Raw genomic sequence first — 14,166 nt, forward strand, 5'->3', positions numbered from 1 at the left:
GTTTGCCCATAAGCAGTAATTTTGAATACGTTCGCGTCTTTTTATAGCGCTTTTTGGCTATTTTGTCTAATTTTCAACCGGAGGACTTGTGTCTATTACCAATCTTGAACTACAGAATTACCTTGATGGCATGCTTAGGGTCAAAGAAATAAGTGATTATTGCCCTAACGGCTTACAGGTAGAAGGCGCACGCAATATAGAAACCATCATAACGGGCGTGACAGCATCGCAAGCGTTAGTTGATGCTGCTGTAGAAAAGAATGCGGACGCTATCATTGTCCACCATGGCTATTTTTGGAAAGGTGAATCTCAAGTTATTACTGGCATGAAAAAACGACGTCTCTCAGCGCTGCTTGCTAACGATATTAATCTATATGCCTATCACCTTCCATTAGACGTACACCCAGAATTCGGCAATAACCGTCAACTTGCAGCGCTTCTAGGAATTGAAAATGTGAGCGCGGTAAGTAGCGTTAAGCCGTTGGGCGTTGTTATGCAGGGAGACCTAGTAGAGTCGGTTGACGGTCACACCCTGCAATCGAAGTTAAAAAAGCTTCTAGGTCGAGAGATTTTAATTGAGGGCCCTGTCACTAAACCCATTTCAACTATTGCTTGGTGTACGGGAGGCGGACAAGGGTTTATCGAACAAGCCGTGGACCTTGGTGTAGACGCTTTTATTTCCGGCGAGGTATCCGAGCAGACGGTACATACTGCACGAGAAATGGGGATCACCTTTTTTGCCGCTGGCCACCATGCTACGGAACGCTATGGGGTGAAATCTTTAGGTGAGCATATAGCAGAACAATTTGACGTGACTGTTCAGTTCATTGATATCGATAATCCTGCGTGATGTAGAGTAAGGTATATGAACAACGATCGTATCTTTGATGGAATCGCTGAAAAATTTTCAAATAATATTTACGGTACAACAAAAGGAAAGCTAAGGCACACCTTACTCTGTGATGTGCTTTCGCCCTATGTTGCAAAACCGCTGCGCGTCATTGAGATAGGCGGCGGAACAGGGGTTATGTCTGCCCATTTAGCGTCAATGGGGCACACTGTTACGCTAACCGACGCATCTAAAGATGTGCTTGAACAAGCTGCTACTGTTCTTAGTGCATGTGACGGCATAACGATAAGACAGCAGTACCTGCAGGCTATAGAAGACTTTGCTGACTATGACTTGGTTGTGTGTCATGCAGTGCTTGAATGGCTTGACGCGCCTTTCGATGCAATAGACTATATTTTTAACAATATGAAGAGTGGGGCGTCTCTTAGTCTGAGCTTTTTCAACCAGGATGCAAACTTATTTGCGAATGCCATTTACGGTAACTTTGACTATATCGCCAAAGGCATGAAAGTGAAAAAGCAGGTTAGGCTTAATCCTAAAAAGCCATTAAGTGCTATGCGGGTAGTGGAGCACTGTGAGGCGCTTGGTTTTCAGGTGATAGAAAAAGCTGGAATTCGATGTTTTCATGACTATATGCGCGATATAAGCCATCAGAGCAGTAAGTTCGACGAATTACTGGCGCTAGAACGTCAATATCATAAAAAAGCACCTTATATGTGGCTTGGCAAATATTTCCAATTAATACTTAAAAAACCGTAATAATATGCCTTTTTCTTTTCTCAACCGCTTACTGTGTCAAGCAGCTTAGATTGGAAAAAGGCGCGATAAGTGAGTGTATAAATAAGCCATCAAAAGCGGCTATGGGTCAGAGCCTGTTGCCGCCATACATTATATTATCTAGCGTTATCTCTCCAATTTCATGGAGGGCTTCTTGAGTAAAAAAACCTTGGTGCCCGGTTATTAAAACATTGGGAAAGGTAGTAAGCCGCTGAAAAACATCATCCTGAATAATCTCCTGAGAATGATCGCTAAAGAAGAGTTCAGACTCGCGTTCGTAAACGTCTAAGCCTAGGTAGCCGATTTTCTTCGATTTTAGGCCCTTAATGACCGCTGCATCATCAAGTAACCCCCCTCGCGACGTGTTAATAAGCATGACACCGTCAGGCATCTTGGCAATGCTGTCAGCGTTTATAATGTGCTGGCTATGTTCATTGAGCGGGCAATGCAACGTAACAATCACGCTTTTTGATAGCAGCTCGTCGAGAGAGACATATTGAGCCCCCATGCAGATAACAGAAGAGTCCTGTGTTGGGTCAAAGCATAATACATTGCACCCAAATCCGAGCAATATTCGAATGACCGCTTTGCCTATTTTGCCCGTTCCAATAACGCCAACGTTTTTTTCATGAAGCGTAAAGCCCATTAAACCTTGTAAGTTAAAGTTACCCTCTCTAACCCGGTTATAGGCCTTGTGTGTTTTTCTGTTCAATGTAAGGATAAGCGCAAGCGTATGCTCTGCAACAGTTTCAGGGCTGTAAGCCGGTACACGACTCACACTGATCCCCATTTCAGCTGCCGCGTCCACATCCACATTGTTGTAGCCAGCACAACGAAGCGCTACGTGGCTTACATTATTTTGACTCAACGCTTTAATTGTAGCTTCGCTTACATCGTCATTTACAAATACCACAACGTCAGAGAATCCTTCACAACTTAATGCTGTAGAGGGGTTTAGCGGATGCTCAAAAAATGTTGCCTCTATGGGAGAGGTTAACGTCTCATTGCGTACATTGAGCAGTTCAGTAAAGACCTGCTTTTCATAAGGCCGAGTGCTAAAAAAAGCCACATTTCTGCTAGAGCCGTCGTCTAGCGATAAACCTTTTTGTGCCATATGCCTTAATCCTTAAGCAGGTAAATAAAGTTTTTTGGAGTGATCAGTCAACAGGTAAATGCTTAATAATATCAGCTTCGATTGCCGAAGGTTTGATGGTGGGCGCGTATCGTTTTAATACCTTGCCATCAGGGGTAACAAGAAATTTTGTGAAATTCCATTTTATACGCTTGGTTCCTAATAGGCCTGGCGCTTCTTTTTTCAATGACTCAAAAAGCGGATTTGCCTCAGGACCGTTCACAATAGTTTTTTGAAATAAAGGGAAAGACACACCAAAATTTAAACTACAAAACTCTGCAATATCTTCATCACTCCCTGGCTCTTGATGACCAAATTGATCACATGGAAACCCCAGTATTTCCAGACCTTTGTCTTTATACTTTTTGTAAAGTGCCTCTAACCCTTCATATTGCGGAGTAAACCCACATTTACTGGCGGTATTGACAATGAGCAACACTTTCCCTTTGTATTGTTCAAGGGTGATTTGTTCGCCGGTATTGCGGGTAATGTGATGCGAGTAGAGTTCCAAAGTAAATTCCTATGTTTTTGTTGTTGTTAAGTCTGTTACTCTTAAGTAATCAAAACATTGATGTTTATCTTCTAGAGTATATTTTGTATGAGTAATTTGAAAGTGAGTTTTTTAGGCTTGGGTGTTATGGGTTTTCCAATGGCCGGCCATTTAAGCAAAGCGGGTTACCCTGTGACTGTTTACAACCGAACGGCGCAAAAAGCCAAAGACTGGGTAACGACTTATAATTTAGATGGGGCACAAGTTAAGGCTTGTGAAACGGTTTCTCAGGCCTGCGAAGATGCATCCATTGTTTTTATGTGTGTAGGAAATGACAACGATGTGAAAGACGTTGCCTATCAAGCACTTAAAGTGATGAAACCAGGCAGCGTTCTTGTGGACCACACTACTGCATCGGCGGATGTAGCCAGAGAGCTTTACGCCGCTTGCACAGAAAAAAATATCGGCTTTCTTGATGCACCTGTTTCGGGAGGACAGGCAGGGGCCGAAAACGGTCAACTGACGGTAATGGTTGGTGGCGATCAAGAATTTTATGATAAAGCTGAGCCAGTAATGTCTCATTACGCTCGACATAGTCAGCTATTGGGCAAGAGCGGTAGCGGTCAATTAGCAAAAATGATGAATCAAATATGCATCGCGGGTATCGTTCAAGGGTTATCAGAAGCATTGCATTTTGGCCAAAGGGCCGGATTAGATTGTAATGCTGTAATTGATGTAATCAGTAAAGGCGCTGCGCAATCTTGGCAAATGGAAAACAGAGCCAGCACAATGCTAAGCAATACATTTGATTTTGGATTTGCGGTTGACTGGATGCGAAAGGATTTAGGCATTGCGCTAGATGAAGCGCGTAAAAATGGTTCAACGCTAGCTCTTACTGCACTTGTTGACCAATATTATGCCGATGTTCAAAAGTTAGGCGGTGGACGTTGGGATACCTCTAGCCTGTTAACACGCCTCAAATAATTTTACGCTGGTAGATATTTAAACGTTAACGCTGATCCTGGTTAACAATCAGGGTCGCGTTTTCATTGATAGCTTTAAATCGATTGCTCTTGACTAGAAAGAATAAGCTGTTCAAGACGGGCTTTATTAGTTTCATTTAATTTCATCGTCGATATCTTATCGATAAGCTGTTTTAGGTTAAATTTTCGATACACGCCCGTATCTGCCTCAATCATGCATTGAAGCAGGTTTAACCCAAATGCTGGCGTTTCTTCAGAGAGGTGAAACGCGTCATAGAAGTGCTTCATTGCGCTTGTGAAACTCCCTTCAATGAATAACTGGGTGCCGGTTTGGTTGATAGCAACGGCCTGTTCATGATTTAACCCTAAACGTTCCCCACCTGAAAATATGAGTTCATCATTCATGACTTGTTCAGAGATGACCTGTAACTCAGCGTTTTTTTGCTTAGCCATCAAAAGTAGTTCACCCGCTTTACGCTCGTCGCCTAAACCGTGATGGACTTTAGCTGCAATCACTAAAATCGAAGGCTCTGTTCTCAAATAGTTGTCGATGTGATCGCCTTCAAGCAGGTGCGCCGCTTTTTCTAAATCGTTCTCAATTACTGCGCCGAAGGCAAGGAGATAATCTCGCTTTTGAAGAATTTGTGGATCACCTTGGCTTCGCCCTGCTATACCTACTAGCTTACGGGCCTGAGACAAACTCTCTGTCCGATTTGTCTTTGGGGACTCTTCCGCTAACAAAAGATAAAATTCTGCGAGTTCGAAAGTAAAGTCAACGAACCTGTCTTTAGCGCTTCTATGCATTGCTCTTTTTTTCTGAAGTAAGTCAATGGCTTCTATGACTTTATCCTGCTTCTGAAAAGCCATAGTTTTTAATTTAGCTGCGGGAAGACTGAGCTCGCTAAAGTTGATTTCGTTTAAATATTTTTCTACATCTTCAAACGCACTTTGCTCGAAGGAAATGGATGCTAACCATTCAAAGGCTTTATCGCGAGCAAGACTTGAATTAACTAAATCGCTCAAATGGTTTTTGCAATCTGGCCACTGACCTGAAGCATACTGGCACTTAATTTTACCCCATTGAGCCCAAAGTACCTTTTCCGAACGGGTTAACACATCTTCATAAATGCTTAGTGCACGGCGAATTTCTCCGCACTCGACAAGAAGACGGGCGTAAAGTTTTCTGATGTCTCCAACAAGACGAGGTGGAATGCCTTCTTTTATCTTCGCTCTAATGATATTTACTGCTCGGTCTGGCTGTTTATTATCAAGCGAATGCAACGCGTTCTTTATAAAGTCTCGGTACGTTAAGTAGTGGTTAACTTGCCGGGTCAGGGATGCGATTGTATAGGGTTTTATAAGAAGGACATCAGGTTGCAGGTCCATGATACGACCAATGATTTGAGGGGAGCGATCTGAGGTTAAAAAGATAATGCCCGTGCTTGGACGAATAAACCCCGCCTCGCGAAGATTATGAACCCATTCTACACCGTTTTTGCCTTCACCGAGGTGGTAATCCATAAGCAACAACTCAAAGTTTTGCTTTTTTAGCGCGGCCTTGAGTTCAACACCTGTAGCAAAACTACTCACTTCTAAGTTTGCAATAGACATAAGGTGCCCTCGAAGTGCAGTTCGAGCGGTGGCATTATCCTCTACAATAGCAATTCTAAATTCCACGAGTACTTAGTGTGTGATGACAAAGTAGCTAGGTTATCAGTAGCGGCATAAAAGTGCATTAGCAAATAGACCAAGATTTTATGTCGATGGAGGCGATATCCAGTAGTGACCCTCTTTTCGTCACAAAATATTTACGTCCTTTGCGACAAATTTTAAAAGAATGTTTACCTTTACGTTTACGTAAGGGGTAGCTATTGGTTATTGTTATGGAAAAGCAAATCAATTGAAGGTATGACTCATGAATTTTGATTTAACAGACGACCAATTAGCCTTTGAAGAAACCGCCCGTCAATTCGCACAACAAGAGTTGGCGCCCAATGCAGCGATGTGGGACAGAGAACATTATTTTCCTGTTGAGGCAATTAAGAAATCAGGCGAGTTAGGATTCTGTGGTTTATACGCGCCAGAAAGCGCTGGTGGTCTAGGGCTTTCGCGCCTTGATTCTTCAATTATCTTCGAGCAGCTTGCGATGGGGTGCACGACAACCACCGCTATGCTTACTATTCACAACATGGCGACGTGGATGATTGCAACCTGGGGAACCGAAGAAGTAAAGAGCACATGGTGTGAAAAGCTGGTTTCTGGTGAAAAGCTCGCGTCTTATTGCCTTACAGAGCCTGGCGCTGGGTCTGACGCGGCGTCGCTTAAAACTAAAGCCGTTAAGGAAGGCGGTGAGTACGTTTTAAACGGTTCAAAAGTTTTTATCTCTGGCGCGGGTAGCACAGACGTATTGGTTGTTATGGCTCGTACCGGAGAAGATGGTCCCAAAGGGGTTTCTGCATTTGCTGTTCCTGCTGATGCAGCAGGCATTGAGTATGGCAAAGCAGAAGAGAAAATGGGCTGGAACGCGCAACCAACCCGTATGATAACGTTTGATAATGTGAAGCTTCATCCAAGTTGGCTATTAGGCGAAGAGGGCCAGGGTTTTAAAATGGCAATGCAAGGCTTGGACGGTGGCCGTATTAATATCGCAACTTGCTCAGTTGGGACCGCACAGCAAGCGTTAAATGTAGCGAGAGACTACATGAATGAGCGTGAACAATTTGGAAAGCCTATTGCTGGTTTTCAAGCGTTACAATTCAAGCTGGCTGACATGGCAACAGAACTTGTTGCTGCAAGACAAATGGTTCGGATGGCTGCATGTAAACTGGATAACGATGACGCTGATAAAACAACGTATTGCGCAATGGCGAAGCGCTTTGCAACAGATGTCGGTTTTAACGTATGTAACGACGCATTGCAGCTGCATGGCGGATATGGCTACATAAAAGAATATCCTCTAGAGCGTCATTTCAGAGATGTCCGAGTTCACCAGATATTGGAAGGCACTAACGAAATAATGCGGGTGATCATCGGTAGGCGTTTACTGTCTGACGAACGAAGCGTACTGTAAAACGCGTTTTTATTTATTTTTATAAACGGATTTCCTTATAGGAGTTGCAATGACAGATGCCGAATCAGTTGTGATCGTTGAAGAGATTAGTACGAAAACAGATGGCTTTAAAATAGGCCGGTTGACGTTGAATAAGCCAAAGGCATTAAATGCGTTAGATCTGGAAATGGCAGACCTTATGCTAAAAGCATTACAAAGGTGGCATACGAGAAGCGATATTGTTGCGGTAGTTATCGACTCGGCTGGCGAAAAGGCTTTTTGTGCTGGTGGTGACATCGTTTCCATGTACAAATCAATGGTTGAAGCTCAAGGACAAATTCCGGCATTCCTAGAAACGTTTTTCGAAACTGAATACACGTTAGACTTCACCATTCATCACTATAACAAGCCCATTATTGTATGGGGAAGTGGCATTGTGATGGGCGGCGGTATGGGTCTTCTCTGCGGTGCGAGCCATCGAGTTGTCACCGAAACATCTCGCCTGGCAATGCCTGAAATTACCATCGGACTTTACCCTGACGTTGGAGGAAGTTACTTTCTTCCTCGGCTACCAGGAAAATCAGGATTGTTTTTAGGGTTAACGGGTGGGCAGATGAATGGGACTGACGCTTGCTACGTTGGATTAGCTGATATTATGGTAAGTAGCGCTGAAAAGGATAATTTGTTCGAGCAGCTTGCAAATTATTCTTGGAACGATACTGATTTGGATAATTTAAGCGAGGCGGTGACCCATGTCCTGAGTGACCTTGCAGGGCCAGAAAATATCCCGCAAAGCAATATCGAACCCAATATGGCATTGATTAATGAACTGTGTAAAGGCGACAACGTTACTGAGGTTGTAAATGCGATTTTGTCATGTGACATGCAAGACAACAAGTGGCTATCAAAAGCTCAAGCGACATTAGCGAAAGGTTCTCCCATTACTATGCACCTAGTTTTTGAGCAGTGCGAGAGAGGTGGAGATATGACGCTAGCTGAATGCTTTAGAATGGAAGCTGACATGTCTTGTCGTTGCGGTGAGAGTGGTGAATTTCAAGAAGGTGTTAGGGCGCTCTTGATTGACAAAGACATGGCGCCCAAGTGGAAATATAAGCACGTAGAAGATGTTCCCCCGGGCGAGATTGAGCATCATTTCACTTCGCCTTGGACGAAAGAGAACCATCCGCTGGCGTCACTTTAAGTTTTATAAGTCTTAAAAGGTGCTTTAGCTCTATCGTGCCGACTAGGGCACCTTTTGCAATACAAGGTTCTGACGGAGCAATGGAACACTGTATTGCCGTCAAGGTACTGGATTTGGTATCCTAAGCGGCAAATTTCCTACAAGTAAGATCCTGCCATGTGGCACTGCCCACTTTGTAAATCCCCGATTTCCCTTGGTACTAAACAGATTATCTGCCCCAATCGCCATAGCTTCGATAAAGCAAAGTCTGGTTACGTAAATTTGTTGCCTGTTCAGTTTAAAAAATCAAAAGTACCAGGCGACGATAAGGACATGGTGAGAGCGCGAAGAGAATTTCACCAACTAAATGCTTACCTACCGCTAAAAGAAAGAATAATTTCGTTACTAGCGGATACCCTGGGCAAGGAAGGTACTCATTCTGTATCTATGGATGGTGAACGTAAATCAGGTTTCATTAATATCTACGATGCTGGCTGCGGTGAAGGCAGTTACTTAGATGCTGTTATCGACGGATTACTGGCTAAAGGCTTTTCAGTTAATGGCGCGGGTAGTGATATAGCTAAGATTGCCGTTGAACTTGCTGCCAAAGCATTTAAGCGAACACAATTTGTGGTAGCAAGTAGCTTTGACTTACCGCTTGTTGATGCTAGCCAAGACGTGATCATTCAGGTTTTCGCACCGGGGAGCAACGAGGAGTATCTAAGAGTACTAAGAGCCCAAGGCCTTCTGCTTACGGTGGACCCTGCTCCAAAGCATTTGTTTGAGCTAAAAACAAGGGTTTATGAGGATCCGAAACAACACAAGCTTGAAGAAGCGCCAAGGGAAGGGTTCACGAGATTACACAACGAGATATTCACTTTTTCTATTGAATTTAAAAGCCATGAGCAGGCCCTTGCGTTGATAAAAATGACGCCATTTTATTGGAAATTACCACAAGGAAAAATTAATGAGATTGTGAAAACGCTCACGTCGGTTTCCGCTGATTTTCATATTCAACTTTGGCAAAAACATAACAGCGAAGATGCTAAATGAACAGCCAATACAAGCAACCTGCGCTTTTTCTAGATAGGGACGGAGTGATCAACGTAGACCATGGTTATGTTGGAAAGTATGAGGATTTTGATTTTATAGAGGGAATTTTTGACGCGGTCCTTTTCTTCCAATCTAAAGGGTTTCTTCCTGTTGTCGTAACAAATCAAAGCGGTATTGCTCGTGGATATTATACTGAAACTGACTTTGAGGTACTTATGGAGCGGGTTCAAGACGACTTTTCAACTCATGGTATCCATTCATTACCTGTTTATTTTTGTCCACACCACCTTGATGGAACCATTCCTAAGTACGCAACAAAGTGCGCATGCAGAAAGCCAGCACCGGGAATGCTTTTATCGGCTGCACAAGATTTAGAAATAGACTTAGCTAACAGCGTGTTGGTTGGCGATAGCTGGCGGGATATACAGGCTGCTGATGCGGCAGGGCTCAAGCAAAGCTTTTTCCTAAGCAAAGACAATATTACAGGCGAACAGGAAGCACAGCTTTCGAAAGACCACACGGTGACAAGAATTGAGAGTCTAAAAGAGCTTATTACGTAAATGAGTGGTTATGCGTAACTTACGCTTAAGCTGAAAATTAAGCATTTTCAGTGAGATAGGATGTAAACTGCTGTGAGTAAAAGAATTACTGCACAGCAGCGTTAATCATTAATTTTGCGTTGAAAAGCGCGACAGGTGCTTTATTGCCTGACTCAGTAAGTCGACGTTTAACGGGTCTTTGCTACGTTTGCCCGTTGCCATGTCGCTGATTTCGTAACTTCCATTACTTAATACATCAGTGCGTTTGTTGTCGTGGAATACAACAATTCGTTCACCTGAGGTGCTCACCAACCAAGCCCTATTAGGGGACAATAGATTTTGGCCTGTCGAATAGTAGGTGGTGGGCGCGTTACATCCCAAGGCGCTGAGAATCGTTGGCGCTAAATCTTCGGTACTCGCTAACTTTGCGTCTAACTTAAGGGTGCTGTAAAGCACTCCCTTTCCATCTTCACTTCCAAATCCCGTAGCGACGATAATATCGTGGTTGCGTGCAAGCGTGCTCTTCACATAACTTGCTATATCTGCGCTTTGCATAAAAGCAATGTGAAGCCCTTGGTGATTATTCGTTATCGGCTGCTGGTAGCCTGAAAGTTGCGGTAGTGGCAGCGCATCATCACTATGAATAGAAACTGGCATACCTGATCCCAAGGGAAGTGCTAGCAGAACAGGGCGTTTTTGAGACAACGCGTCCTGATAGATCTCAGGTACCCCAAATAGGGTGGATACCATTAAACCTTCAATAGTGCTTGCTGTTGAGTAGTAGTTGGCCACTTGAAACAGGTTAGCTGAAGCAATTTCGCCAACATTGACGGTTTGCTCGTTGTCCGTCTGCACGACTACTGTTAAGTTTCTATTTGTCTCGATAGAACAATAAACAGGTTCTGCAGGATAAGTAATGTTATGGATATCTGGATTGAACTGTAGCTGCTTTCGTTCTTCATATGCTGCTAAATCTAAAAGACCATATCGCGACATCGTCGTCTTAGCAGTTGCCGGGTAAGATAGCGGAAACATGTTGTCTTGTTTAATAATTGGCTGATAAAGCCTAGCATCCGCCCAAACATGAATGGCGTGGCTAGTAACAAAACAACTGACGAAAAATGTAGTGACGGGTATTCCCACTTTATAGCGAGTAAAGCGCTCAACACGCTTCCAGATTGCGTTAGCTAGAACCAGTTGAAACCCAAGCCATACCACAAACAAAAGAAGTAGGAATGACCACTGCTGCCAGCTCTCGATTGCCATTGTCGATTGTGCTTCACTTCGCAGTAAATCGGCGGCGTGGAAGCTTATATGAAAGCCTGTGCGGTTAAAGAGGAGTGCATCGAATGCCAGAAGCGCAAGGCCTACTGCAGCGATAATTGAAGCACTTAACTTTATCACCCTTTGGTTATTGACTAGATAGCATAGCGGAAGAATAAAAATAACGAAGCCGAAGAAGGTCATAAATCCGATATGACCAAACCAATTGGCAAGAAGATATACTGTGCCGACACCTGTTCCAGGCATAGGAGATGAGAACACGAAAATTGAGGCAATAACAATGGCGATAATAATATTCGCCAAGGCAAACCAGTGCCCCCAATTGACCAGTTTAGTAACGCGCTGGCGACGAGGTGATTCGGCAAGTATCATGCTGTCCCTTAGCTGTTTTTTACGCTTTTCTTAAGAACATCGGCAAACTGCGATGCCATTTTTTCACGATTTTCAGGAGCTACCTGCGTGTTCAAAATATGCGTAATTACATTTCCTAACACCATAAGAGAAAGATCGCGGTTTGCACCAGCTTCCTCAAGCGTTAGAATGACGTTATTCATTAGCGCTTCGAATTCGTCGTTGTTATAGCGGCTTTGTTGGGGCATTGCTACGCCTCTTTTTTAAGATTTCTTTGATAAAAAGAATGGTTTTACACGTAAAATGATTATAATCGTTGTTTGAGTGAGTACAATCATTCATTCTTAAATCCCGCAATTCTTTGAATAATTCTGACACTTTTTAAGCAACAGGACACCTGATACTCTATGAGTGCACTGATTCATCACTTTGTTGTACATCGTTTGATTGTAAACAAAGAAGAGAAAATTGAAGCTATTCCCCGAGACAACTGCCTCGCAGTTACGCCCGAAATTGAGCTTCTTGCCCATCAAATCAATCACAGCTTTAACGCCAAACCAGGAAAAGGGGTGGGCCATTTCGTTAGTGAAGTTACTCGCGAAGCCAAAGTTGAGAACGAAGAGGGGGAAGCCGAGACGCAGAAAAGCACCGAGAATGTCGCTGAGTTTGCGGAAGGTCTAAGAGCGTATATGGATATTCAAAAAGCAGCGGGCGACAATGTAGAGGATGCTTTTCACGCGTTTTCGGTGTCAGCAACAAACCGTTTAGTACGCACGCTAGCTGAAACTGGAACCGTAGAGACGGGTTTTTTAATTTTCTGTCAGTACGAATATTTGGCTACGCAGTACCTCATGATTGCGTTGTTAAATACCCGGTCACATGTTGAAGTGACGAACTCTCTTGATTTATCTGCTCGCGAGCATTTAGATTTGGCGAAAATGCAGCTTGCCGTCCGATTCGATCTAACTCAATGGGATGTACAGCCAGAGCAACAGCGCTACGTTAGTTTTATTAAAGGTAGAATGGGTCGTAAAGTATCAGACTTCTTTATGCAGTTTGTTGGTTGCGAAGAACTGGTAGACGTTAAGCAGCAAAATAAACAACTTATTTCTTCTGTGGATGCATACTTAGCCAGTGAATCGTTAGACCCGCAAGAGCAGCATCAGCATAGAGAAGAAGTGAAATCGTACTTCAAAGAAAAAATTGATGCGGGTGAAAGCCTGTCAGTCGACGAGTTGGCTAACCGACTTCCACAAAACGAAGAAACGAGCAGCAACTTTTCTGCATTTACCCAATCAATGGAAGTTCCGCTTGAAAAAGAAATCCAGCCAGACCCAGCAGCGTTGAAACAGCTTGCTAAGTTTACAGGGCAAGGCGGCGGCATTTCGTTGAGTTTTGAGCGCAAACTTATGGGTGATAGGGTTTTCTATGACCCAGCAACCGATACGCTGACGATACGTGGAATTCCACCAAATTTAAAAGATCAGCTTAATCGCCAATCTTCAATGGACTAGTCGCTGCGAAACCGCGATAAAAAACGTATACTAGCTTTTAGAAAATAAACTCGATTCAAGGGTGTTATGCAATTATTTGTAAATGATTTGACAGTGATGGACTTCTCGTACCTTTGCCCAAAGCGCGGCATGGTTGGCGAAAGCTGGATTGTCGATGTGATTTTGGACGGTGAACTTAACGAAGAGAGCATGGTTCAAGACTTCGGTCATGTTAAAAAGAACTTAAAGCGATTGATTGACGAGTATGTTGATCATAAGTTACTCGTACCTGCAGAGTATGAAGGCTCAGAGGTGATCCATGAGGATGACTCAGAACAGGTTGAAACCCGTTTTACCTGCACAGATGGCCGTAGCATCATGCTTCATTGTCCTGCTGAAGCGTATGCGTTTGTGTATTCTGATGAAATTAATATGGATTCAGTGGGTGTTTATCTAAAAGAGGTTTTGGCTACGCATTTGCCGGAAAATGTTGAAAATATTACGCTTAATCTTCGGGAAGAGGTTATTACCTCACCTTATTATCACTACACCCACGGGCTAAAAAAGCATGACGGTAATTGTCAGCGCATCGCTCATGGCCATCGTTCTCGTATTGATATTATTTTAGACGGTAAAGTGTGCGTCGACAGCCAACAATACTGGGCTGAACGCTGGGAAGATATCTACATAGCAACCCGTGAAGACCAGATTGCCTACAATGACAGAAAATTAAAGGGCAAAGTAGAAAATCAAGAAGATTATCACTGCTTTGCCTATGAGTCTTCGCAGGGCTATTTCGAATTGCTAATTCCTAAATCAGATTGCGAAATTATTGAAACTGACTCTACGGTTGAATGTTTGGCACAGTATTTACTTGAAGAACAAAAGAAACGGACACCGGATGGGGTTTGTCAGGTGATTGCTTATGAAGGCGTAGGTAAGGGTGCTACCGTTAAAGGGTAGGAAGACCCCTTCAATCAGCGGC

The 14,166-nt window shown here is 43.5% G+C and carries 14 protein-coding genes; 9 read left to right on the top strand and 5 right to left on the bottom strand.

All coding sequences use genetic code 11. The features are described from left to right. Positions 1-88 precede the first annotated feature (88 nt). Both C6Y39_RS10920 and C6Y39_RS10925 read left to right on the top strand, forming a co-directional pair. On the top strand, positions 89-850 hold the full coding sequence (locus C6Y39_RS10920; RefSeq protein WP_105931268.1) for a Nif3-like dinuclear metal center hexameric protein: 762 nt from the start codon (positions 89-91) through the stop codon (positions 848-850). A gap of 15 nt (positions 851-865) precedes the next feature. Continuing rightward, on the top strand, positions 866-1,609 hold the full coding sequence (locus C6Y39_RS10925) for a methyltransferase (RefSeq protein WP_105931269.1): 744 nt from the start codon (positions 866-868) through the stop codon (positions 1,607-1,609). Positions 1,610-1,715: 106 nt separating this feature from the next. Here C6Y39_RS10925 and C6Y39_RS10930 read toward each other — a convergent pair whose 3' ends face one another. Continuing rightward, positions 1,716-2,741 carry a 2-hydroxyacid dehydrogenase gene (locus C6Y39_RS10930; protein WP_105931270.1) on the bottom strand — a complete coding sequence of 342 codons (1,026 nt, stop codon included), beginning with the start codon at positions 2,739-2,741 and terminating at the stop codon, positions 1,716-1,718. A 43-nt stretch (positions 2,742-2,784) separates the two neighbouring features. Further along, positions 2,785-3,270: a glutathione peroxidase gene (locus C6Y39_RS10935; protein ID WP_105931271.1), complete on the bottom strand. Its 486-nt coding sequence runs from the start codon at positions 3,268-3,270 to the stop codon at positions 2,785-2,787. Between the two features lie 87 nt (positions 3,271-3,357). Here C6Y39_RS10935 and C6Y39_RS10940 point away from each other — a divergent pair, with 87 nt between their 5' ends. Then, complete coding sequence (locus tag C6Y39_RS10940) at positions 3,358-4,233, top strand: NAD(P)-dependent oxidoreductase (protein ID WP_105931272.1); 876 nt, start codon at positions 3,358-3,360, stop codon at positions 4,231-4,233. A gap of 74 nt (positions 4,234-4,307) precedes the next feature. On the opposite strand, the gene C6Y39_RS10945 is transcribed toward C6Y39_RS10940, so the two are convergent. After that, positions 4,308-5,891: a response regulator gene (locus C6Y39_RS10945; protein ID WP_338065013.1), complete on the bottom strand. Its 1,584-nt coding sequence runs from the start codon at positions 5,889-5,891 to the stop codon at positions 4,308-4,310. A 256-nt stretch (positions 5,892-6,147) separates the two neighbouring features. Here C6Y39_RS10945 and C6Y39_RS10950 point away from each other — a divergent pair, with 256 nt between their 5' ends. From C6Y39_RS10950 to gmhB, 4 genes are all read left to right on the top strand, one after another. Further along, the gene (locus C6Y39_RS10950; protein ID WP_105931274.1) at positions 6,148-7,302 is read left to right on the top strand and encodes an acyl-CoA dehydrogenase family protein; all 1,155 of its coding nucleotides are present in this window, start codon (positions 6,148-6,150) and stop codon (positions 7,300-7,302) included. A gap of 49 nt (positions 7,303-7,351) precedes the next feature. Beyond that, a complete protein-coding gene (locus tag C6Y39_RS10955; protein ID WP_105931275.1) occupies positions 7,352-8,482 on the top strand; it encodes an enoyl-CoA hydratase/isomerase family protein in 1,131 nt (376 codons plus the stop codon). A gap of 156 nt (positions 8,483-8,638) precedes the next feature. Further along, entirely contained in the window at positions 8,639-9,514 is an 876-nt protein-coding gene (locus tag C6Y39_RS10960) for a putative RNA methyltransferase (RefSeq protein ID WP_105931276.1), read from the top strand. Beyond that, on the top strand, positions 9,511-10,074 hold the full coding sequence (gene gmhB, locus C6Y39_RS10965; protein ID WP_105931277.1) for a D-glycero-beta-D-manno-heptose 1,7-bisphosphate 7-phosphatase: 564 nt from the start codon (positions 9,511-9,513) through the stop codon (positions 10,072-10,074). Before C6Y39_RS10960 ends, gmhB begins: the two co-directional genes overlap by 4 nt. Positions 10,075-10,182: 108 nt before the next feature. Here gmhB and C6Y39_RS10970 read toward each other — a convergent pair whose 3' ends face one another. Both C6Y39_RS10970 and C6Y39_RS10975 read right to left on the bottom strand, forming a co-directional pair. Continuing rightward, positions 10,183-11,709: a DUF3413 domain-containing protein gene (locus C6Y39_RS10970; protein ID WP_105931278.1), complete on the bottom strand. Its 1,527-nt coding sequence runs from the start codon at positions 11,707-11,709 to the stop codon at positions 10,183-10,185. A gap of 8 nt (positions 11,710-11,717) precedes the next feature. Continuing rightward, a complete protein-coding gene (locus C6Y39_RS10975) occupies positions 11,718-11,936 on the bottom strand; it encodes a YejL family protein (RefSeq protein WP_105931279.1) in 219 nt (72 codons plus the stop codon). 159 nt (positions 11,937-12,095) lie between these two features. Here C6Y39_RS10975 and yejK point away from each other — a divergent pair, with 159 nt between their 5' ends. After that, entirely contained in the window at positions 12,096-13,202 is a 1,107-nt protein-coding gene (gene yejK, locus C6Y39_RS10980) for a nucleoid-associated protein YejK (protein WP_105931280.1), read from the top strand. Positions 13,203-13,268: 66 nt separating this feature from the next. Further along, positions 13,269-14,144 carry a 6-carboxytetrahydropterin synthase gene (locus C6Y39_RS10985; protein ID WP_105931281.1) on the top strand — a complete coding sequence of 292 codons (876 nt, stop codon included), beginning with the start codon at positions 13,269-13,271 and terminating at the stop codon, positions 14,142-14,144. The last annotated feature ends 22 nt before the right edge of the window (positions 14,145-14,166 follow it).

This window comes from Alteromonas gracilis (genome assembly GCF_002993325.1).
Taxonomy (GTDB): Bacteria; Pseudomonadota; Gammaproteobacteria; order Enterobacterales; family Alteromonadaceae; genus Alteromonas; species Alteromonas gracilis.